The organism is Streptomyces sp. NBC_01707, assembly GCF_041438805.1.
In the GTDB taxonomy this organism is placed as follows: Bacteria; Actinomycetota; Actinomycetes; order Streptomycetales; family Streptomycetaceae; genus Streptomyces.
In genome coordinates this window covers 2,797,257-2,819,185 of the sequence record NZ_CP109190.1, presented here as the reverse complement: position 1 = coordinate 2,819,185, position 21,929 = coordinate 2,797,257, and the positions used below count along the sequence as shown (strand labels likewise).

At 66.8% G+C, this 21,929-nt stretch carries 14 protein-coding genes and 1 pseudogene; 12 read left to right on the top strand and 3 right to left on the bottom strand.

The window, feature by feature from the left end:
- The first annotated feature begins 102 nt into the window (after window positions 1-102).
- The 9 genes from ngcE to OG963_RS12550 all read left to right on the top strand — a co-directional run bounded on the left by ngcE (window position 103) and on the right by OG963_RS12550 (window position 12,153).
- Window positions 103-1,551 (top strand): N-acetylglucosamine/diacetylchitobiose ABC transporter substrate-binding protein, encoded by a 1,449-nt coding sequence (ngcE, locus tag OG963_RS12590; RefSeq protein WP_093775543.1) that lies wholly within the window; start codon window positions 103-105, stop codon window positions 1,549-1,551.
- Window positions 1,552-1,601: 50 nt separating this feature from the next.
- Entirely contained in the window at window positions 1,602-2,525 is a 924-nt protein-coding gene (locus tag OG963_RS12585; protein ID WP_093775545.1) for a carbohydrate ABC transporter permease, read from the top strand.
- Entirely contained in the window at window positions 2,525-3,442 is a 918-nt protein-coding gene (locus tag OG963_RS12580) for a carbohydrate ABC transporter permease (protein WP_093775547.1), read from the top strand. Before OG963_RS12585 ends, OG963_RS12580 begins: the two co-directional genes overlap by 1 nt.
- Before the next feature lie 198 nt (window positions 3,443-3,640).
- Window positions 3,641-4,840, top strand: a complete 1,200-nt coding sequence (locus tag OG963_RS12575; RefSeq protein ID WP_093775549.1) for an ROK family transcriptional regulator — start codon at window positions 3,641-3,643, stop codon at window positions 4,838-4,840.
- A 123-nt stretch (window positions 4,841-4,963) separates the two neighbouring features.
- Window positions 4,964-6,031 carry a sugar ABC transporter substrate-binding protein gene (locus OG963_RS12570; protein WP_030917795.1) on the top strand — a complete coding sequence of 356 codons (1,068 nt, stop codon included), beginning with the start codon at window positions 4,964-4,966 and terminating at the stop codon, window positions 6,029-6,031.
- Window positions 6,032-6,263: 232 nt separating this feature from the next.
- Complete coding sequence (locus tag OG963_RS12565; RefSeq protein WP_362269531.1) at window positions 6,264-7,052, top strand: ATP-binding cassette domain-containing protein; 789 nt, start codon at window positions 6,264-6,266, stop codon at window positions 7,050-7,052.
- The gene (locus OG963_RS12560) at window positions 7,049-8,347 is read left to right on the top strand and encodes a sugar ABC transporter permease (protein WP_030917790.1); all 1,299 of its coding nucleotides are present in this window, start codon (window positions 7,049-7,051) and stop codon (window positions 8,345-8,347) included. Before OG963_RS12565 ends, OG963_RS12560 begins: the two co-directional genes overlap by 4 nt.
- A 175-nt stretch (window positions 8,348-8,522) precedes the next feature.
- Complete coding sequence (gene dxs / locus OG963_RS12555; protein WP_371800287.1) at window positions 8,523-10,451, top strand: 1-deoxy-D-xylulose-5-phosphate synthase; 1,929 nt, start codon at window positions 8,523-8,525, stop codon at window positions 10,449-10,451.
- Window positions 10,452-10,641: 190 nt separating this feature from the next.
- Window positions 10,642-12,153 carry an amino acid permease gene (locus OG963_RS12550; RefSeq protein WP_093775558.1) on the top strand — a complete coding sequence of 504 codons (1,512 nt, stop codon included), beginning with the start codon at window positions 10,642-10,644 and terminating at the stop codon, window positions 12,151-12,153.
- 1 nt (window position 12,154) lies between these two features.
- Here the strand turns inward: OG963_RS12550 and OG963_RS12545 are convergent, their stop codons facing one another.
- Together OG963_RS12545 and OG963_RS12540 are read right to left on the bottom strand one after the other, a co-directional pair.
- On the bottom strand, window positions 12,155-12,562 hold the full coding sequence (locus OG963_RS12545) for an NTP pyrophosphohydrolase (protein WP_093775560.1): 408 nt from the start codon (window positions 12,560-12,562) through the stop codon (window positions 12,155-12,157).
- A gap of 38 nt (window positions 12,563-12,600) precedes the next feature.
- Window positions 12,601-12,732: pseudogene (locus tag OG963_RS12540) on the bottom strand (LytR family transcriptional regulator); the annotation flags it as partial.
- A 147-nt stretch (window positions 12,733-12,879) separates the two neighbouring features.
- Between OG963_RS12540 and OG963_RS12535 the strand changes: the two are divergent.
- Window positions 12,880-14,004, top strand: coding sequence for a hypothetical protein (locus OG963_RS12535; RefSeq protein ID WP_093930094.1), 1,125 nt, complete (start codon window positions 12,880-12,882; stop codon window positions 14,002-14,004).
- Between the two features lie 452 nt (window positions 14,005-14,456).
- Here OG963_RS12535 and OG963_RS12530 read toward each other — a convergent pair whose 3' ends face one another.
- Window positions 14,457-15,560, bottom strand: coding sequence for an LCP family protein (locus tag OG963_RS12530; protein WP_371798902.1), 1,104 nt, complete (start codon window positions 15,558-15,560; stop codon window positions 14,457-14,459).
- Between the two features lie 682 nt (window positions 15,561-16,242).
- Here OG963_RS12530 and OG963_RS12525 point away from each other — a divergent pair.
- Both OG963_RS12525 and OG963_RS12520 read left to right on the top strand, forming a co-directional pair.
- Window positions 16,243-17,466, top strand: coding sequence for a CDP-alcohol phosphatidyltransferase family protein (locus tag OG963_RS12525; protein ID WP_093775566.1), 1,224 nt, complete (start codon window positions 16,243-16,245; stop codon window positions 17,464-17,466).
- The gene (locus OG963_RS12520) at window positions 17,463-21,926 is read left to right on the top strand and encodes a glycosyltransferase (RefSeq protein ID WP_093775568.1); all 4,464 of its coding nucleotides are present in this window, start codon (window positions 17,463-17,465) and stop codon (window positions 21,924-21,926) included. The genes OG963_RS12525 and OG963_RS12520 overlap by 4 nt, the downstream gene beginning before the upstream one ends.
- Window positions 21,927-21,929 lie beyond the last annotated feature (3 nt).

Here is a 21,929-nt window from a genome sequence, read left to right as displayed (position 1 = left end):
CAAGCGCAACTGACCGCGGTGGCGGGGCCCTTCGCCTGAGGCGAATTTCGACGGGCGACCGGTACACACCGCCTGAGTCCTGGAGAAGGCGAGGACTTGAGCATGGGATCCACCTCCGCCCACAAGAATGAGGGCCTTGGCCGTCGCGACGTGATCAAGCGGTCTGCCGCACTCGGTCTGATCACCGTTCCGACAATGAGCTTCCTGTCGGCGTGTGCGAGTAGCGACAGCGGCACTGACGACTCGGTCAAGAAGGGCAAGACGAGCGCCAAGAACCCGCTCGGCGTCAACGAGACCGCTGCCCTCGATGTCGTCATCTTCGATGGCGGTTTCGGTCAGCAGTACGCGATCGACGCGGAGAAGAAGTACAACGCGGCCTTCCCGAAGGCTCCGAAGGTCAAGCACACCGCGACCCAGAAGATCCAGTCGCAGCTGCAGCCGCGCTTCAACGGTGGCACCCCGCCGGACCTGATCGACAACTCGGGCGCCGAGCAGATGGACATGGGTGTCCTCGTCGGCAAGAAGCAGCTGCTCGACCTGACGCCGCTGATGGACGCCCCGTCCATCGACGACCCGAGCAAGAAGGTCCGCGACACGCTGCGCCCGGGTGTCCTGGAGATGGGCCAGTTCGACGGCGACCCGGTCTGGATCATGTACTACGCGTACACGGTCTACGGCGTCTGGTACTCGCAGACCGCGCTCGAGAACCTCGACGCGCAGTACCCCGAGAACTGGGACGACATGCTCGCCCTCTGCGCGAAGGCGAAGAAGAAGGGCATCGCCGGCTGGACGTACGCCGGTAAGTACCCCTACTACCTGCCGTTCTCGCTCTACCCGTTCATCGGCAAGATCGGCGGCCGGGAGGTTCTCGACAAGATCGACAACCTGGAGCCGAACGCCTGGAAGGACCCCGCGGTCAAGGCGGCGTTCGAGGCGTACTACGAGCTGTACAAGAAGGGGTACGTCCTCAAGGGCACCCCGGGTATGACGCACATCCAGTCGCAGACCGCGTGGACCAAGGGCAAGGCGCTCTTCATCCCGAACGGTTCGTGGGTGGAGAACGAGGCGGCGCCGACCACGCCCAAGGACTTCAAGATGATGGTCTCGGCGCCGTCCAGCCTGGACTCGTCGGACAAGATGCCGTTCGGCACCATCTGGGCCTCCGGCGGCGAGCCCTTCGTCGTCCCGGCCAAGGCGAAGAACCCCGAGGGCGGCATGGAGCAGCTGCGCATCATGCTCTCCGAGGAGTCCTCGAAGAACTTCACCAAGCAGGTCAAGTCCCTCAGCGCCTTCAACGGTGGCACCGACGGTCTGACTCTGTCCACGGCTATGCAGGCCGGCGTCGACGCGCTGAAGAAGGCCGGCGACAACGTGGTGAACCCGCGTCTGCAGGACTGGTACGTGAAGCTCCAGAAGGAGCAGATCGGCGTCGCCGGCATCGGCGAGATGATGGCGGGCCGCGCGACCCCGGCGGAAGCCATCAAGAAGATCCAGGCCTTCGCGGACGCGGCGGCCAAGGATCAGTCCATCAAGCACTACAAGCACCAGTGAGCAACCGTCACCAGCGGCGGCACCCGCGGAAAGATCGGGGTCGGTAAACGATGCAGCACGGCAAGTACCGCTTCATTGTGGGGTTCTTGATCGCCCCACTGGCGTTGTACGCGGTCTTCGTCATTTGGCCGTTCATCCAGTCCATCTACTATTCGTTCACGGACTGGACGGGTCTGAGCCCGGACTTCAAGATGGTCGGCTTCGACAACTACACCAGGATGCTGAAGGACGACATCTTCTGGAAGTCGTTGCAGCACAGCGTGTTGCTTGTGCTGCTGCTGCCGCTGGTGACGCTGGGCCTCGCGCTTTTCTTCGCCTTCATGCTCAATGTCGGCGGCCGTCGGCGTAAGAACGCCACGGTCGCCGGCGTGCGGGGCTCGGGCTTCTACAAGATCGCTTATTTCTTCCCGCAGGTGCTTTCGATCGTGATCGTCGCCCTGCTCTTCCAATTCGCGTTCAACCCCAGCGACGGGATGCTGAACTCGACCCTGAAGGGGATCGGTCTCGGCTCCGTCCAGCCGGACTGGCTGGGCGATCCGAGCCTCGCGCTCATCTGCGTCATGTCGGTGCTGATCTGGTCGACGGTCGGATTCTTCGTCGTCCTCTTCTCCGCCGGCATGGCATCCATCCCGAAGGACTTCTACGAGGCGGCGCTCCTCGACGGCGCCAACCGCATCACGACGTTCTTCCGGATCACCCTGCCGCTGCTCTGGGACACGGTGCAGTCGGGCTGGGTCTACATGGGAATCCTGGCGCTCGGCGTGGAGGCGTTCACTGCCGTACAGGTCATGACCGTGGGTCCCGGTGGTCCCGACTACTCGACCACGGTTCTGCCGCTGTACGTGTACCAGACGGCCTTCCGTGACGGCCAGGCTGGATACGCAACGACGATCGGTGTCGGACTGCTCATCGTCACCATGGCCTTCGCGGCCATCGTGATGCGACTGGGCCGGCGCGAGCGGCTGGAGTTCTGATGAAGACCACTGACACCCCTCCCGCGCCTGCGGCGGACCGTGTGCCCGTGTCCACGGTGACCGTGCCCGGCAGCAAGAAGGAGAAGAGCAGTGAGGGCTCCGTCCTCAATGTCTTCTCGCACGGCGTGCTGATCATCTGGGCGATCCTGGTCGTCATGCCGCTCCTCTGGGCGGTGATGGCGTCCTTCAAGACGGACGACTCGATCCTGTCGACGCCGTGGGCACTGCCCGACAAGCTTCACTTCGAGAACTGGTCGCGCGCCTGGAGCCAGGCGCACATGAGCGACTACTTCTTCAACACGATCGTCGTGGTGGGCGGTTCGCTCATCGGCACGCTGCTGCTCGGTTCCATGGCGGCGTACGTACTGGCGCGGTTCGACTTCCCGGGGAACCGTTTCCTGTACTTCCTGTTCATCGGTGGGATGAGCTTCCCGATCATCCTGGCGCTGGTCCCGTTGTTCTTCGTGATGAACAACATGGGCCTGCTGAACACGGTGCACGGACTGATCCTGGTCTATATCGCGTACTCGCTGCCGTTCACCGTCTTCTTCCTCACCTCGTTCTTCCGGACGCTGCCGACCTCGGTGGCGGAAGCGGCGATGCTCGACGGGGCCTCGCACACCCGGACGTTCTTCCAGGTGATGCTGCCGATGGCGAAGCCCGGCCTGATCAGCGTCGGCATCTTCAACTTCCTGGGGCAGTGGAACCAGTACATGCTGCCGACGGTGCTGAACACCGAACCGGATCACCGGGTGCTCTCCCAGGGTTTGGTCGAACTGGCCACCAGTCAGGGGTACAAGGGTGACTGGTCCGGCCTCTTCGCCGGTCTGGTGATGGCGATGCTGCCGGTCCTTGCGGCCTACATCGTCTTCCAGCGTCAGGTCGTCGCGGGCCTGACCGCGGGAGCGGTGAAGTAGTCCCCCGCCCCCGTACGCGAACGAAACCGCCCGCCGGCCTTGTGCCGGCGGGCGGTTTCGTCTGTTTTCCGCGGTCGTCCGGTTCGTGGCGGCCCGCTCATCCGAGGCTCCCACTGCTCAAGGTCTTGACGGGGAGTGCCCCAAAACGTTCAGCTTAGAGTTCACATGTTGGAGAGAATGGCAGGAGTGAGAGAGTCGATGGAGACTCCGGGGTCGCAGACATCTCTGCATCGCGCCAACCTTGAGCGGGTCGTGCGTGCCGTGCGTATGGCGGGTTCGCTCACCCAGGCGGAGATCGCCAGAGGGACGGGCCTCTCCGCGGCCACGGTCTCCAATATCGTTCGCGAACTGAAGGACGGCGGCACCGTAGAGGTGACCCCCACCTCGGCGGGCGGCCGGCGGGCCCGCAGCGTCTCGCTCAGCGGTGACGCGGGCATCGTGATCGGGGTCGATTTCGGCCATACGCATCTGCGGGTGGCGGTCGGCAACCTCGCCCACCAGGTGCTTGCCGAGGAGTCCGAGCCGCTGGATGTCGACGCCTCGTCGGCGCAGGGCTTCGGACGGGCGGAACAGCTGGTCAAGCGGCTGATCGAGACGACCGGGATCAGTCCGGGCAAGGTGATCGGCGTGGGCCTCGGCGTTCCCGGCCCGATCGATGTGGAGTCCGGCACGCTGGGCTCCACGTCGATCCTGCCGGGCTGGACGGGCATCAACCCGAGCGAGGAGCTCGCCGCGCGGCTCGGCGTGCCGGTCTACGTCGACAACGACGCCAATCTGGGGGCGCTGGGCGAGCTCGTCTGGGGGAGCGGACGGGGCGTCAAGGATCTGGCGTACATCAAGGTCGCGAGCGGTGTCGGCGCCGGTCTGGTGATCGACGGGCACATCTACCGGGGGCCGGGCGGCACGGCAGGCGAGATCGGGCACATCACGCTCGACGAATCGGGCCCGGTGTGCCGCTGCGGCAACCGGGGCTGCCTGGAGACCTTCACGGCCGCGCGGTACGTCCTGCCCCTGCTCAGGCCCAGCCACGGGCCTGATCTCACGATGGAACGGGTGGTGCAGCTGGCCCGGGAGGGCGATCCGGGCTGCCGCCGGGTGATCGGGGACGTCGGACGGCACATCGGCAGCGGTGTCGCCAACCTGTGCAACCTGCTCAACCCGAGCCGAGTGGTCCTCGGCGGGTCCCTCGCCGAGGCCGGCGAGCTGGTGCTCGCACCGATCCGCGACTCGGTGTCGCGCTACGCCATTCCCAGTGCCGGAAGGCAGCTCTCGGTCCTTCCCGGAGCGCTGGGAGCCCGGGCGGAGGTGCTGGGTGCGCTGGCTCTCGTACTGAGCGAGATGGGCGATTCGACCCTTTTGGAGAGCACTCTCCCGACGGCCACCCCTGCCTTCACTTAGATAACGAATGGCACCGTTGTCATCTCGTTAAGGATTTACTCCTTGACGTCTGCTTCGCGGCCGAGTTGACTTCCAGCCACCTCGGCCGCAACGCTGCGGCCTCGTCAGGGAGGCACACCCGCAATGAACGCAATGACGCGACGCATCGTCATAGGCACGGCCGCAGTTTCGATGGCCGTCTCCCTCGCAGCCTGTGGCAAGGCGGGCGACGACAAGAAGGGCTCGGCGGACTCGGGCAGCAAGACCAAGATCGGTCTGCTGCTCCCGGAGAACAAGACCGCTCGCTACGAGACGCTGGACAAGCCGCTGTTCATCGAAGCGGTCAAGAAGGACTGCGCGGACTGCGAGGTTGTCTACAACAACGCGGGCGGTGATGTCGGCCAGCAGAAGCAGCAGTTCGAGCAGCAGATAGCCGACGGCATCAAGGTCATCGCGATCTCCTCGGTCGACGCCGAGAAGTCCGCCGCGTGGGTTGCCGACGCACACAAGAAGGGCGTCAAGGTCGTCGCGTACGACCGCGCCATCGTCGGTGCCGACGCCTACGTCAGCCACGACAACGAGAAGATCGGCAAGCTCCAGGGCCAGGCCGTCCTCGACGCCCTCGGCTCCAAGGCGGCCGGCTCCAACCTCGTCATGATCAACGGTGATGAGAAGGACCCGAACGCCGGCCTGTTCAAGAAGGGTGCTCACGAGGCCCTCGACGGCAAGATCAAGATTGCCTACGAGGCGTCCGGCGAGTGGGACCCGAAGATCGCCGGCGAGAAGATGACCGCCGCGATCTCCTCGGTCGGCAAGGGCAAGATCAACGCGGTCTACTCCGCCAACGACGGCATGGCGGGCGGCATCATCACGTCCCTGAGCAACGCCGGCATCAAGGACATCCCGGTGGGTGGCCAGGACGCCGAGCTCCCCGGTATCCAGCGGATCATCGCCGGTACGCAGACCTTCACGATCTACAAGTCGCCGAAGCAGCTCGCCCCGACGGCCGCCCAGTTCGCTGTCAACCTGCTCCAGGGCAAGGACATCGGCGCCTCGGGCAAGACGGACGGCGTTCCCTCCACGCTGCTCGAGCCGACCGTGGTGAACAAGGACAACATCGAGTCCACCGTGGTCAAGGACGGCATCTACCAGGCCTCCGCGATCTGCGTCAAGGACATCGCCGCCAAGTGCACCGCACTGGGCATCAAGTAGTCCCTCCTGGCGCCAGGGCCAGCAGGCCCTGGCGCGTCCGGGTTTGATCCCCGCCGCACGGCGGAGTCCGCCCACCCCATGACTGTCCGGCCCCGGCCGGCCCACACCCCGCTGTCGGCCGGGTGCCGGACATTCTTCCCCCAAGTACTTCCAGTACATCGACGCTGCCCCTCGTGGCGCGGCGTCTCCGCCGGTCAGGCGGCACATCCCCGCCGGTCAGGCGGCGAAGGAGATGGTTCACGTGTCACAGACGCCCGTGCTGGCGTTGCGTGGAGTCTTCAAGCGATTCGGAGCGGTCCAGGTCCTCTCCGGTGTCGATCTCGAAGTCCACGCCGGAGAAGTGGTCGCCCTGGTCGGCGACAACGGTGCAGGAAAGTCCACACTGGTCAAGACGATCGCCGGCGTGCACCCCATCGATGAGGGCGTCATCGAGTGGGAGGGCGCGAAGGTGGACATCAACCGTCCGCACGACGCCCAGAACCTCGGCGTCGCCACCGTGTACCAGGACCTTGCGCTCTGCGACAACCTGGATGTCGTCGCCAACCTCTTCCTCGGTCGCGAGATCAAGACGGGTGGCGTCCTCGACGAGGTCGCCATGGAGAAGCGGGCACAGGACCTCCTGTCCACGCTCTCCATCCGTATCCCCAGCGTCCGTATCCCGGTTGCCGCGCTCTCCGGCGGCCAGCGCCAGGTCGTGGCCATCGCCCGTGCCCTGGTCGGCAACCCCAAGATCGTGATCCTGGACGAGCCCACCGCGGCCCTCGGCGTCGAGCAGACCGCACAGGTCCTCGACCTGGTGGAGCGGCTGCGCGAGCAGAACCTCGGCGTCATCCTCATCAGCCACAACATGGCCGATGTGAAGGCTGTCGCCGACAAGGTCGCCGTGCTGCGACTCGGCCACAACAACGGCATCTTCCCTGTGGCGACGACCAGCCACGAAGAAATCATCGCCGCGATCACGGGCGCCACGGACAACGCCGTGACCCGTCGCTCGTCCCGCAGCGCGGAGGCATCCAAGTGAGCAAGATCAGCAAGACTTCGGCCGAGGTCCCGGCCCAGGCAAAGGCCACCGAGGCTCCCCCAGCAGCGGCCGGCGCAGTCAAGGTCGTCGACCCCCGCCTGCTCATCCGTGAGCAGGGCTTCAAGGGCTACTGGACCGAGTTCAAGCGCAAGGTGCGCTCGGGCGAGATCGGCTCGCTGCCTGTCGTGGTGGGCCTGATCGTCATCGGGATCGTCTTCCAGCTCGAGACCGGCAACTTCCTCACCTCGTACAACCTCGACCAGATCACGCTGTACGCCGCGGGCCCCGGCATCATGGCCGTGGGCATCGTCTTCGTACTGCTGCTCGGCGAGATCGACCTCGCGGTCGGTTCCGTCGCGGGTCTCGCGGGTTCGATGTGGGCCGTGCTCGGCACGGACATGCCCGACTCCCTCGCCATCGTGGTCGGCATCCTGACCGGCACGGTCATCGGCGCCTTCCACGGCATCGTCTTCGCCAAGATCGGCGTGCCCGCGTTCGTCGTGACGCTGGCAGGCTTCCTGGGCTGGGCCGGTCTGCAGACCTGGGTGATGGGCGACAAGTCCACCATCACCACCCCGCTCGGCAGCTTCGTCCGCGACCTGACCAGCTACTACTTCTCCGACGTCGCCGCCGCCTACGGTCTCGCCGTGGTCGTGATCGTCGCCTTCTACCTCGCGCAGCTGCGCGACTCGAGGCGCCGCAAGGCCGCAGAGCTGCCGCACCGCCCGCAGAGCGAGATCATCCTGCGCACCGCGCTGATCGCCGTCCTGTGCCTCCTCGCCGCGTACGCGTTCAACCAGGAGCAGGGCCTCCCGCTCTCCCTGGTGATCTTCCTCGCGATCCTGGTCATCACCGACTTCGTTCTGCGCCGCACCACCTACGGCCGTCAGATCTTCGCGGTCGGCGGTGGCATCGAGGCAGCGCGTCGTGCCGGTATCAACGTGTCCTGGATCCGCATCTCGGTGTTCATGATCTCCGGCACGCTCGGTGCGGTCGGCGGTCTCTTCCTGGCCTCCGCGACCGGCGGCGCCGACCGTTCGCTCGGTGGCGGCAACCAGCTCATGATGTGCATCGCCGCAGCCGTCATCGGCGGTACGTCCCTGTTCGGCGGACGCGGCAAGGTCTGGTCCGCACTGCTGGGCATCCTGGTCATCCAGTCGATCGTCCAGGGCCTCAACCAGATGAACCTGTCGTCGAACGCGATCCAGTACATGATCACCGGTGGCGTACTCCTCATCGCCGTGATCATCGACTCGGTCTCGCGCAAGACCCAGAAGACCGCGGGCCGCGCCTGACCGCGGATCCCGCGCCTGTGCCCGGCACCCTTCGTGGTGCCGGGCACCTGCGTGTTCGCATGTACGCACGCACCGATCCGCACCGGAAAGCACCGCCCGATGACCCAGGCCCCGGACGGAACATTAGACTCAGCGGATCGGCATGCTCGACCAGCTCAAACGCAAGGAGGCACGGGTGGCCCTGCTGACCCGCATCGGGGGACCGCGCGACCTGGACCGGCTCAGCCCTGAGCAGCTGGAACAGCTCGCCGAGGAGATCCGGACCTTTCTCGTCGACGCAGTCTCCAAGACCGGCGGCCACCTCGGCCCCAACCTGGGTGTGGTCGAGCTGACCATCGCCCTGCACCGAGTCTTCGATTCGCCGAAGGACAAGGTGCTCTTCGACACCGGCCACCAGAGCTACGTGCACAAGCTCCTCACCGGTCGCCAGGACTTCTCGAAGCTCAAGAGCAAGGGCGGCCTGTCCGGCTACCCCTCGCGCGCCGAGTCCGACCACGACATCATCGAGAACTCGCACGCCTCCACCGTCCTCGGCTGGGCCGACGGCCTCGCCAAGGCCAACGAGGTGCTGAAGAAGGACGACCATGTCGTCGCGGTCATCGGTGACGGCGCTCTCACCGGCGGTATGGCCTGGGAGGCGCTGAACAACATCGCCGCCGCCAAGGACCGCCCGCTCGTCATCGTCGTCAACGACAACGAGCGCTCCTACGCACCGACCATCGGCGGCCTCGCCAACCACCTCGCGACCCTGCGCACCACCGACGGCTACGAGCGCTTCCTGGCCCGCGGCAAGGACATCCTGGAGCGCACCCCCGTCGTCGGGAGGCCGCTCTACGAGACGCTGCACGGCGCCAAGAAGGGGCTGAAGGACTTCATCGCCCCGCAGGGCATGTTCGAGGACCTCGGCCTGAAGTACGTCGGCCCGATCGACGGCCACGACATCGAGGCTCTGGAGTCCGCGCTGCAGCGGGCCAAGCGCTTCGGCGGGCCGGTCATCGTGCACTGCCTCACCGAGAAGGGCCGCGGCTACACCCCCGCGCTCCTCGACGAGGCCGACCGCTTCCATGCCGTCGGCAAGATCCACCCCGACACCGGCCTCCCCGTCGCCACCTCCGGCCTCGACTGGACCTCGGTCTTCGGCGAGGAGATGGTCAAGCTCGGCAAGGAGCGCAAGGACATCGTCGCGATCACCGCGGCCATGCTCCAGCCGGTCGGCCTGACCCAGTTCGAGAAGGAATTCCCGGACCGGATCTACGACGTCGGTATCGCCGAGCAGCACGGCGCGGTCTCCGCGGCGGGCCTCGCCACCGGCGGACTGCACCCCGTCTTCGCGGTGTACGCCACGTTCCTCAACCGGGCCTTCGACCAGGTCCTGATGGATGTCGCCCTGCACAAGTGCGGTGTCACGTTCGTCCTGGACCGGGCGGGGATCACCGGCACCGACGGCGCCTCGCACAACGGCATGTGGGACATGTCGATCCTGCAGTGCGTGCCGGAGCTGCGGATCGCCGCGCCGCGCGACGCCGACCAGGTCCGCGCCCAACTGCGCGAGGCCGTCGAGGTCGACGACGCCCCGACCGTGGTCCGCTTCTCCAAGGGTGCGGTCGGCCCGTCCGTCAAGGCCGTCGGCAGGGTCGGTGGCATGGACGTGCTCCGCAGGGCCGACACCGCCCGCCCCGACGTCCTCCTGGTCTCCGTCGGCGCGCTCGCCCCGATGTGCCTGGAGATCGCCGATCTGCTGGACGCCCAGGGCATCACGACGACGGTCGTGGACCCGCGCTGGGTCAAGCCGGTCGACGAGGCCATGGCCCCGCTCGCCGAACAGCACCGTGTCGTCGTCACCGTCGAGGACAACAGCCGGGCCGGCGGTGTCGGCTCCGCCGTCGCCCAGGCGCTGCGCGACGAAGGAGTCGACGTACCGCTGCGCGACTTCGGTATCCCGCCGCGCTTCCTCGACCACGCCTCCCGCAAGGAGGTCATGGCGGAGATCGGCCTGACCGCGCCGGACATCGCCCGGCAGGTCACCGGTCTCGTCGCCAAGCTGGACGGCCGCTACGACAGCGACGCCGGCACGCCGTCCGTGATCGAGCCCGCCCGGGACTGACCCGAGCGACACGGCCCCGTGTCCGCACGGGGCCGAACGAGCGACGAGCTGTACGGCCGATGGGCCGGTCGGACCACCCTGTACGAGTGGTCCGACCGGCCCATTCGCGTGAAATCGCTCGACGTGGAGCGCCGCTCCGCCGGTGATGTCCCAATCATGGCGTTCACGACGAGTGCGTGGAGGTACGCCGGTGACTGCGCAGCAGGACACACCACCCACCAATGGCGGGCTGTTCCGGACCAAGACGGTGGAACAGTCCATCCGTGACACCGAGGAGCCGGAGCACGCTCTCAAGAAGTCCCTCTCCGCCCTGGACCTCACGGTCTTCGGAGTGGGCGTCATCATCGGCACCGGCATCTTCGTCCTCACCGGCAAAGTGGCGAAGGAATCGGCGGGGCCCGCCACCGCACTCGCCTTCGTGGCCGCCGCCATCGTCTGCGCCCTCGCCGCACTCTGTTACGCCGAGTTCGCCTCCACCGTCCCGGTCGCGGGGTCCGCGTACACCTTCGCGTACGCCTCGCTGGGTGAACTGATCGCCTGGATCATCGGCTGGGACCTCGTGCTGGAATTCGCCCTGGGCACGGCGGTGGTGGCCGTCGGCTGGTCCGGCTACGTCCGCTCGCTGATGGACAACGTGGGCTGGCACATGCCCGACGTGATCGCCGGGCCGGATGCGGGGACCGGATTCGGCTTCGACGTCCTGGCCTTCGTCCTGGTGCTCGTCCTGACCGTCATCCTGGTGCTCGGCATGAAGCTGTCCGCCCGGGTCACGACCGTCGTGGTCGCCATCAAGGTGGCGGTCGTCCTGATCGTGATCATCGCGGGGCTCTTCTTCATCAAGGCTGCCAACTACTCACCCTTCATCCCGCCCGCTGAGCCGCAGACGTCCAGCTCAGGGCTGAACGCGCCGCTGATCCAGCTGATGTTCGGCTACGCACCGACCAACTTCGGCGTCCTGGGCATCTTCACCGCCGCCTCCATCGTCTTCTTCGCCTTCATCGGCTTCGATGTCGTGGCCACCGCCGCCGAGGAGACCAAGCTCCCGCAGCGCGACATGCCGCGGGGCATCCTCGCCTCGCTCTTCATCTGCACGGTGCTCTACGTCGCCGTGTCGCTGGTGGTCACCGGCATGGAGCACTACACCGAACTGTCCGTGAGCGCCCCGCTGGCCGACGCCTTCAAGGCCGTCGGGCATCCCTTCTACGCGGGCGTGATCAGCTTCGGAGCCGCGGTCGGCCTCACGACGGTGTGCATGATCCTGCTGCTGGGCCAGACCCGGGTGTTCTTCGCGATGAGCCGTGACGGGCTGCTTCCGCGGTTCTTCTCCAAGACGCATCCGAAGTTCGGCACCCCGTACCGCCCGACCATCCTGCTCGGCGTGATCATCGCGATCGTGGCCGGCTTCACCAGCATCAACGAGCTGGCGACGCTGGTGAACATCGGCACGCTCTTCGCGTTCGTGGTGGTCGCCCTGGGCGTTCTCGTGCTGCGCCGCACCCGTCCTGATCTGCATCGCGCGTTCCGCACCCCGTGGGTGCCGCTGATCCCGGTCCTGTCCGTGGCCGCCTCGGTGTGGCTGATGCTCAACCTCCCGGCGGAGACGTGGCTCCGGTTCGCCATCTGGATGGCCATCGGGGCGATCATCTACTTCTCGTACGGGCGCCGGCACAGCCGTATCAACGACGCCGCCGGGCGGCCGTAGGTCAGTCCCTGTGCGGCGGCAGCGGCCGTACGGCACGGGGGCCGGTGCACTGCGCCCCGTACGCCTCGACCCGCTGCCGCAGCTCCCGGTCGGCTGTCACCACGACACAGTCGCGGCCCGTGGGCGGAGCCGCCTCGGCGGCGACGAGGTCGACGATCCGGTCGTCCCCACAGCCGGGCGCGGACTCCACCCGTACCCCCGGCACCGATGCGATGCCACGGGCGGCGCCCTCGACGACCAGCACCAGCTCGACGGGGCCGGGGTGTCCGGGCAGACCGGCCGCGGCGAACGGGACCAGGGAATCCCGCAGCCGTTCGGTCGCCCCGAGCCTGTCCCGCCACCAGCCGTCCGGCACCGACCCGACCACATTGGCCGCGTCCACGATCACCAGGGTCCGTTCGGTCAGCATCCCAAAAGGGTGTCACGCACCGGCCGCCGCACTGCTCGTCAGCCGCCGGTGGCGGGGGACTTCTTCGCCGACTCCGGGATCGTGCCGTCCTTACGGATCGCCTTCCAGAGGTCACCGGCCTGCGGCTGGGCCGCCACCACCCGGTTGGGGTCCTGCTTGTCGCACGCGACCGAAGTGTGATCGTTCAAGGAGACGGGTGGCGATTCCGTGTCGTTCGAACGGTGATTCTATGATGGGTTCTCCCGGCTTCCACATGTCGGCTACGCAACAGGCCGCACAACGGGAGCGGACAATCATGGGAAGGATGACCTCACGACATGCGAGTCAGGTCGGGACGTGCCGCCCAGGGGAGGGCTTCGGCAAAGGGAGCCCCTCGAATCGTCGACAGCGAGCAGCGAGAGGCGGAGGCCACGGTCGGCGGACGCTGGCTCGTTCGGGGTAAGGACGACAGGCTCACGGCCTATGCCCGCAATCGGGACGGGCTCCTGCGCTGGACCGAGGAGCGTCCGGGCGGCCCTCGGTGGCATGGTCCGGACTTCATACCGGTTCCGCACCTGACACATCTCAGCATTGCTCAGGGCGCGGACTCCTATGTGCACTTCGTCGGGCGCCGGTCGCGGCAGAAGGGCGACGGCTCGCCGACTGTCGACATCGTGCACGCCATCCAGTACCAGACCGGTCGCCCCCTCAGCCAGTGGCGGTCACTGGGCAACCCGTACAAGGACCCCGACAGGGCCGCGCGGATCGGTGCCCCGGTACCTGCGGTGGCCGGGTCCGGCGCGGCACACGTCTTCGTCCGGAACTCCGGCGGCGGCATCATGCTGCGCCGCGAGGGCAAGGGTGCCAAGTGGGAGGCGTGGACGGACCTGAAGGGCAGTCTGGCGCAGGACGCCATGGCCGCGTCGGTCGCCGAATCGGGGCGGATCGAGCTCCTGGTTCCTGGGAGCGGCCAGGCGATGAGGTGGACCCAGGCGGAGAGCGACGGTGCCTTCGAACAGGCACAGAGCATTCCTGTCGCGATCGCTCCAGGCGGCGTGGCCGCGCTGGAGACGGCACCGGGTCGGAACACCTTCTACTGGACCGACCCGACGACGGGCGGAATCGTCGCACACCGCTTGGGCGCCTGGGTCGTCCCGATCGGCGGCACTCCTGCCGAGGGACCGATCACCGTACTGCGCGCGATGCTGGACGGCTACGACTGCACGATCCTCGCGCACCGGGATCTTGACGGACACGTCATGCTCGCAGCCTGCGGAACGGAGAACGAGGGCGGTGGCCTCTGGTGGTCGCCGACGGGCGAACGGACCGCTGCGACACCGGCGTTGGCAATCGATGTGTACGGGCGAGTGGTCCTCGCCATGATCGGGGCGGACGGAGGGCTCTACGTGGCCCGGCAGAATCGCGAACCGGGTCTGGCGATGGATCCGGCCGAGCGGGTGTGAGCGCGCCGGAGACGGGCTCGGACGGCGCTTCGTAGGGGTCTGAGCCCGGAGCTTGCAGGGGCTCCGCCCCGAGCGAGCGGTCGGAGCACCACGTCGGTCATGGGCCCAGCGGGTGTCGTAGCCAGCGCGCCAGGCTCGTACGCTGCCCGGCACGGTCGGAGTGCGGGGTCCCCCTGATATCGGCCGGTCGGCCCTCGAACGCGTTCAGAACGAACCACTGGCGCGGGTCGTGCGCGTCACCGACGACAACAGGGGCGCACAGTAGGGCACTTGCTCGCTCACCCCCGGGCCTGTCGAATTTCCGCGCGAACCACGCAAAATGCCGGCTCGGGAGATCCGGACGAGCGCCTGCCCGAGGCCATGGCCACCGTCGGACGGCCGGGAGTCCCTCACCGATCCCAGGAATTCGCCCGGGATCGGTGAGGGACCTGCTGAGCGCGGAGGCGAACGCCTCAGGAAGCAGAACCGCCCGTCGCGGGGGACTTCTTCGCGGACTCCGGGATCGTGCCGTCCTTGCGGATCGCCTTCCAGAGGTCACCGGCCTGCGGCTGGGCCGCCACGACCCGGTTGGGGTCCTGCTCGTCGTACGCGACCGGAAGCATGATCGTTTCCATGGTGCTCGGATCCACGCCGTTCATCGACCGGGCGAACTCCGCGAGGGACTTGAGCGAGGCGAGCCCGGAGTCGGTGGTCAGCGACTTGGTGGCCGAGTTGGCGATCTTGTACGAGTTCGTCGGACTGCCCAGCAGATCCTGCGACTTGACCTCGCTCAGCAGCGCGAGGAGGAACTGCTGCTGGAGCCCGATCCGGCCCAGGTCGCTGCCGTCGCCGATGCCGTGCCGGGTACGGACGTACGCGAGGGACTGGGTGCCGTCGAGCTTGTGCGGGCCGGCTGTGAGGTCGAGACCGGACGACGTGTCCCGGATGTCCTGCGGGACATCGACCGTGACTCCGCCGATGGCGTCCACCAGGTCCTTGAACCCGGCGAAATTGATCTCCAGGTAGTGGTCGATCCGGACCCCGGACATCTTCTCGACGGTCTTGACCACGCAGGCGGGACCGATCTGCGAGTAGACGGAGTTGAACATCACGCGGTTCGCGGACGGCGTCGTCGAGCCGTCGGCCTTGGTGCACTCGGGCCGGGTGACGAGGGTGTCGCGCGGAATGGACACGGCGACGGCCTGCTGTCGGCCCTCAGGTATGTGCACCACCATCGCGGTGTCGGACCGGGCGCCGCTGACGCTGCCGCCGCCCCCCAGCTCCTTGTTCTCGGCCCCGGCCCGCGAGTCGGAGCCGAGCACCAGCAGATTCTGACCGCTGGTGGGCAGCTTCTCCGGACGGTCGTCCCCGAGCGCCTTGTTGATGTCGACGCCCTTGATGTTCCCGTCGAGGTGGTTGTACATCCACCAGGCGGTTCCGCCGGCAGCGACAAGGACGACAACCAGGGAGAGCACGATCCAGCGCCATACCCGGCGACGGCGTGCGGGCTTCTTGCGGCGACGTGTCGAAGGCTGCTCGGACCGTGGCACGTTGGAGGTTGCGACGGCTGGGCTCATTCTCTGGGTCCTCTCTCGATGCCGGGTTCGAACATGGGGAGGGCTCGAGTGGGGGGAGTTGGCCCGCCGGTGCGTAGATGATGTGGATGAACTATAGACATATTTTCGAACGGATCGTGAAGCCTTCGTGACCTTGGCGTGGATCGTGCGTCGACGGTGAATGTCATGACTTGTCGTGCGTTGTGACGCGAAAATCGCAAACAGTTCGCGCATTCAGCCTTGAGGCTCCGTCCGTGCTGCATGGGAGTGCGGGGTGCGGGGTGCGGACGTGCGGCGTGCGGCGTGCGGCGTGCGGAGGCCTGTCGTCGCTCGGATCGGGCAGCCGGCCGCTCGGTTCGGGCCGTCTCTGGTGATGGGTTGCCGGCCCTGACGCTGCGGCGGTGTGGTGATCGCCACATGATCGAAATTTGGCACAACCTTCCCAGCCCGCGAAGGATCCATGAAGAGCGATCGCATGCAAACGGAGCGCGGTTTGACGGTAGTTAACCGAATGTTTCGCTTCTGTCGCTCTCTGTTGTCGTTCCGGAACCGATTGCACCATCGTTTAAGGTTCATTTAAGCTGCCTCAGCGCCAGATGTGTGCAGCCAGTGAACAGACTGCGGACATTTTTCGCCCCCTACGATCGCGAGATCTGCTCAGGCCGTCGGGGCTGTGTTGGACGTCGTCCACGGCTGAGGGGTTATGAGGAAGAGGAAGCTGTCTCTGCGGGCTGTCCAAAAGCTCACGTGCAAGAAGCGTGACGCCTGGTGGACCGTGCTCCTGGTAGATCCGGTCGCCACGCGCGTGCTCATCCGGATCGCACGCTTCGGATTCATCACCCCCAACGGCGTGACCTGGGGCGCCCTGTTCGTAGGCCTTGGCTCGGCAGGGTTCTTCCTCCGCGGCGACACCCAGTCGTTGATCATCGGAGCCGGCCTCTACCACGTCAGCTTCATCCTCGACTGCATCGACGGAAAGCTGGCCCGCCTGAAGGGCAACGGCACTGTCTTCGGCGGCTGGCTCGACTACGTCTTCGACCGCATCCGGGTGCTCTTCTGCGCGCTCGCCCTGATGGGCGGCCAGTACCTCCGTACGGATAGCGCCTGGTACCTGATCGCGGCGCTTGTCGTGGTTTTCCTCGACATGCTCCGGTATGTCGACGCCCTGCAGATCTACAAGATGCGCATGTCGATGCGTACGAAGATCGAGAAGCTGAAGGACGCCCGGCACGCTGCCGAGGCCGCGCAGACCGCCGAGACGCCGGCCGAGGAGCCGAAGGTCGTCTTCATGGAGGACCTGCTGAGGGAGAACCCCGGCGTCGAGGCGGAGATCCTCAAGCAGCAGGCCGACAACGTCGTGGATCTGCATGCCCAGTTCCGCGACCGATTCCCCTGGTACACCCGGCTGCGTCAGGCCATGCTGCGCAGCCGTGTGCGGCCGCACCTCATCAGCGGCATCGAGTTCCAGATGTTCATCTTCATCATCGGCCCGCTGGTCGGACAGATCCTGTGGACCACTGCTGTCTCCGCGGTCCTGCTCGGTCTCTTCGAGCTGGTGATCATGTACAAGTTCTGGCTCTCCACCCGCGACTTCACCCGGGTGGTCGAGGAACTGGCCCCCGAGCCCGTCGTCGCCGGCGGAAGCGTCGCGGACCATCTGCACGCCGGTCGCCACCGCCGCGCCGGCCTCGACCAGACGTCCGTCGGAGGCATTCCGGTGGATCAGCGCTTCCCCGCCCCCGAACCGCACGAGGACCCCGGCTTCCAGCCGTACCCCGAACCCCGTTACGACGCCGGCTTCCTTTACGGCGGACACGACGGGAGCGCTCCCGCCCAGACGGGCTACGCCGGTGCGGCTCCGATCCTCCATGCACCGGTTGCACACACTGATGGGCGCTGGCCGGGGGCCGAGGAGCACCTGCGATGAGCACTCCGACGGACCCGGGGCAGTTCCGGATCTCGATAGTCATCGGCGCGTTCAACGCGAGTGCCACGCTCGGCCGGGCGCTGGAGTCCGCGGTACGCCAGACCCACCCCCACATCGAAGTGATCGTCGTCGACGACGCCTCCACGGACGGCACGCTCGCGGTCGCCCAGGAGTACGCCGCGCGCGACCCCCGGGTGCGCATCGTCGAGCGGCGGCGCAACAGCGGTGGTGTCGGCGCACCCCGGAACAACGGCATAGCCGTGGCCACCGGCCACTACCTGATGTTTCTCGACGCGGATGACGAACTGCCGCACAAGGCCTGCGAGTCACTCCTCGAGTCGGCACTCGCGACCGGCGCCGACATCACGGCGGGCCGCGCCCTGCGCGTCAACCTCGCCAAGGACGAGATCACGATCTGGCAGCCGCAGCTGTACGGCACGGACCGGACCGTCACGGGCGGTCTGCGGGCCATGCCCGAACTCTTCGAGGACCCGATCACCGCGGCCAAGCTCTACCGCCTCGACTTCCTCCTCGACCAGGGCATCCGCTTCCCCGAAGAGGTCTTCTTCGAGGACACCTACTTCTCGACCGTGGCCTGGTACTGCGCACGGTCCGTCACCCTGCTGGCCACTCCGGTCTACCGGTGGATCTGGGAACGGGAGACCGACGCCCCCTCCATCACCAACCGCCGGGGCGAGCTCCGCAGTATCCGCGACCGGGTACTGGTGCATCAGTACGCGGACGCCTTCCTCGTCCGCAACGGCGCCCAGGACCTCCTGGCGCACAAGGCGGCGAAGTTCCTCTCGCACGATTTGCGGCTGTACACGCCTGAGCTCCGGGCGGGCGACGAAGCGTTCCGCAAGGGGTTCGCCGCCCTCGTGGCACCGTATCTGCGCACCCTGCCGCTCGACGTCTACGACCTGTGCGGACCGCTGGAGCGGGTCCGTGCCTTCAGCCTCATGCATGGCCGGGTCGACCTCGCGCTGACCGTCTCCGACTACACCCAGCGCCGCAGTGTGCTCAGCTCCGACCTGGTGGAGCGCAACGGGAAGGTCTACTGGTCGGCTGCGCTGCTGGGCCGGCCGGACGCCGAGCGCTTCCTCGATGTCACCGACCTGGACCTCAGCGGCAACAGTCTGGCCGACTCCAGGCTGTTCAACCAGGCCACCCTGGTCGAGATCCAGGGCAGCACCCTCCACGTGACCGGCTATATCCGGAACCAGTTCGGTCGGGTGGGCCCGAAGGACAAGCTGGAGCTGACCGCGGTGCTGCGCCGCCGCAGCACCAAGGCGGACTACACCTTCGACGTCACGGGAATCGATGTCGACGAGGAGTTCATCCGGTACCACACCGCCGTGGATCTGGACTCCACATTGGGGGCCCCAGGCGCCGCCGGCAACTGGAATCTCTTCGTACAGATTCGGCACGGCGGTGAGCGCGCCACCACCACCGTGGGGGTGACCGGGCTCGACATCGAGCAGCAGCGCTACCGTGGCCGCGACGAGACGTTCGAGATGTACCGGACCATCAGCGGCAATCTCGCGCTGCGCCCGGAGACGGCGGCGAGCCAGACCACCGACCACCCGCGCGGCACCCCATGGCTGTGGTGGCAGGACAAGCCGGCTGCAGAGAGCACGTTCGAACGCGCGGAGGAGTACGCGGCCGCGCTTGTGGTGCACTGCCGCAACGACGAGTACAACCTGTACGAGTTCCTCAGTTCGCTGCTGGCACAGCGGGAGTTCGCGGCCACCCAGGTGATCTTCGTGGACGACGGTTCCACGGATGCCACCGCCGCCCAGCTCGCCGACTTTGCCGCGTTCCACGCGAATGTCGAGGTCGTCAGCCAGATAGCGTTGGGCGCACGCTCCAGTTTCGACAATGGGCTGCGCCATGTCCGGGCGCCGTACGTGACGTTCGCCCGCGCCCAGGACATCCTGGGCGAGAACTGCATGGGCCGTCTGGTCGCCGCCGCCCGTCGGGCCAAGGCCGACGTGGTTGTGGGGGACCGCGACAATTTCCCCGGGCCGCGCAGATACAGCGACGAACCCTGGAAGCGCTACTTCGAGAAGGGCGCCCCCCGGGCGGAGCGGCTCGACGACGCCCCCTACGTGATCTTCTCCAGTGAGCTCGGCGGCAAGCTGTTCAGGACCTCGCTGCTGCGCAGGCACGGGCTGCGCAGCGGCCAGGGCCCAGGCTTCGAGGGAGCGTGGCTCGCCGTGCCCGCGCTGCTGCACGCCCGCAGTGTGACCACCGCGCCGACGGCCGAGTTCTTCGAGCGCGACCCGGAGCGCCGGGACTCGCTCTTCGATCTCACGTGGAACGACCCGGTCAAGACCCAGGAGCTGATCCGGCTCTGCCGCCACATCATCCGGCTGACGGAGCGGCTGAACGTGCGCACCGGCCGGCTCGCGCTGCGCTTCGTGGTCCGCTCGATGCAGCCGCATCTGCGCAATATCCACCGGATCATGAGTCGCACCGAGATCGCCGGCATCTTTCCGGCCCTCTGCGACATCTACGCGCAGGTCCCGGACGATTTGATCCTCCAGTACGCGACGACCCCGATGGCTCGGCTGCAGCACCACGCCGTGCGGACCGGGGACTACGAGCTGTTCTGCGACCCGTATGCCAAGCCCGAATACCGGCCGGACCTGCTGATCGACAACGCGGGCATGCACCGCAGACTGCTCCAGGATCGGGTCGAGACCACACTGCTGCGGGTGGACCGTCAGAAGGCGGTGCTCGAAACCCTGGTCGTCGAGGGGGAGTATGTCCGCTTCGAAGGGCTGCTGGTCTTCGGCGGCGTCGACATCAGCCAGCTCTTCAGTAACCGGCTGGAGCTGGTGCTGAGCGATGGCACCGAAGAAGTTCCTCTCACGGTGGAACAGGTGTACCGGCGCGACCGCTGGCGGGCTCGCAAGGAGCAGGACTGGTTCGCGGGCTGGCGTGCTGTGTCCCGTCCTGGTGACCTGGCTCGTCTCTCGAACCGTGATCTGACGCTTCGGTTGCGTGTACACGAGGGCGAGCGACGCCATGACATCCAGGTCGAGGCCCGGCAGATGCTGCACCGGTTCAAGGGCGTGCACCGTTCCGGCCACGCCCGGATACGGTTGACCATCGCCCCCGACGAGACCGTGACGCTGCGCCGGGTCAGCGGTGTGCTCCGCAAGACTCGCTTCGCCCTGAGCCGCATGGGCGAGGAGCTGCGCAACTCCCTGCCCGGCCGGCAGGGCTGGCGTACCCGGCTGTTGTACTGGCTGATGTATCCGAAGCTGCACGGCAAGGACATCTGGATCATCGGCGAGCGTGAGGACACCGCGCAGGACAACTCGTACCACCTGTTCAAGTGGATCAGGGAGAACGAGCCCAAGCGCAGGGTGTACTACGCCATCAACGGCGACGCCCCGGACCGGGAGAAGATCGACCATCTGGGCCGGGTCGTCGACCGGCTCTCCTGGAAGTACCGGGCCTATCTGCTGCATGCCACCCGGCTCATCAACGCCTATGACCTGGAGGCATACCTCGGTTTCCCGGGTCTGTCCAAGCGGGCGTTCCTGCGCGGATACGGTGATCTGCTGCGTTACAAGCGGGTATTCCTGCAGCACGGCGTCGTCTACAACGACGTGGTGCAGTCCATCCACGCACAGGTCACCAACGTGGACATGGTGCTCACCACCGGACGTAGCGAGCGCGCGTACTACGCCGAGCACTGCGGCTACGGATACGACCGGGTGGCGGCCACCGGGCTGCCGCGATACGACGCTCTTACGCCGGTCCCCGGACCACGCAAGATCCTGGTCATGCCCACCTGGCGGCGCGACATCGTGGCCCCTTCGTACAACAAGGCGGCCAAGCCTGAGATCCCCTTCGCGGCCTCCGAGTACTACCGTTTCTTCTCCGCTCTGCTGCGTGACGAAAGGCTGCTGAAGGCTCTTCAGCACTATGGCGTCGAGCTGGAGTTCATGCCGCACTACGAGATCCGGCCGTACCTCAAGCACTTCCGGATCGACCACCCGTCCATCACGGTCTCGTCCACCGGCCGGGACGTGCAGCTGGCGATGCGCGAGTGTTCGATGCTCGTCACCGACTACTCGTCGGTGTTCTTCGATGTCGCTTACATGGGCAAGCCGATCGTCTACACGAACTTCGACGACGAGGCGTTCTACAGCAAGCACTACAAGCGCGGTTACTTCGACCTGGCACGGGACGGCTTCGGGCCGGCGTGCGGCAGGGTCGACCAGGCGGTGGACGAGATCATTGCCTCGATCACCCGCGACTTCCAGGTCGAGCCCCAGTACCGCCGCCGCGCGGAGGAGTTCTTCGTCCTGAGGGACACCAACAACTGTGAGCGGGCCTTTGACGTGATCGACTCCATGGACGCCGCCGCAGGCGGTGACCCGGGGCGCATGTCTGCCCCGCTGATCATGGGCCGGCCCACGGAGCACCAGAGGGAGGGTGTGTAGAGC

Coding starts and splice junctions, on each gene's coding strand:
- OG963_RS12530 (WP_371798902.1), bottom strand. CDS start 15,560: ATGAGCCCAGCCGTCGCAACCTCCAACGTGCCACGGTCCGAGCAGCCT.
- OG963_RS12570 (WP_030917795.1), top strand. CDS start 4,964: ATGAACGCAATGACGCGACGCATCGTCATAGGCACGGCCGCAGTTTCG.
- ngcE (WP_093775543.1), top strand. CDS start 103: ATGGGATCCACCTCCGCCCACAAGAATGAGGGCCTTGGCCGTCGCGAC.
- OG963_RS12535 (WP_093930094.1), top strand. CDS start 12,880: ATGCGAGTCAGGTCGGGACGTGCCGCCCAGGGGAGGGCTTCGGCAAAG.
- OG963_RS12585 (WP_093775545.1), top strand. CDS start 1,602: ATGCAGCACGGCAAGTACCGCTTCATTGTGGGGTTCTTGATCGCCCCA.
- OG963_RS12545 (WP_093775560.1), bottom strand. CDS start 12,562: ATGCTGACCGAACGGACCCTGGTGATCGTGGACGCGGCCAATGTGGTC.
- OG963_RS12525 (WP_093775566.1), top strand. CDS start 16,243: ATGAGGAAGAGGAAGCTGTCTCTGCGGGCTGTCCAAAAGCTCACGTGC.
- OG963_RS12565 (WP_362269531.1), top strand. CDS start 6,264: ATGGTTCACGTGTCACAGACGCCCGTGCTGGCGTTGCGTGGAGTCTTC.
- OG963_RS12575 (WP_093775549.1), top strand. CDS start 3,641: ATGGAGACTCCGGGGTCGCAGACATCTCTGCATCGCGCCAACCTTGAG.
- OG963_RS12520 (WP_093775568.1), top strand. CDS start 17,463: ATGAGCACTCCGACGGACCCGGGGCAGTTCCGGATCTCGATAGTCATC.
- OG963_RS12580 (WP_093775547.1), top strand. CDS start 2,525: ATGAAGACCACTGACACCCCTCCCGCGCCTGCGGCGGACCGTGTGCCC.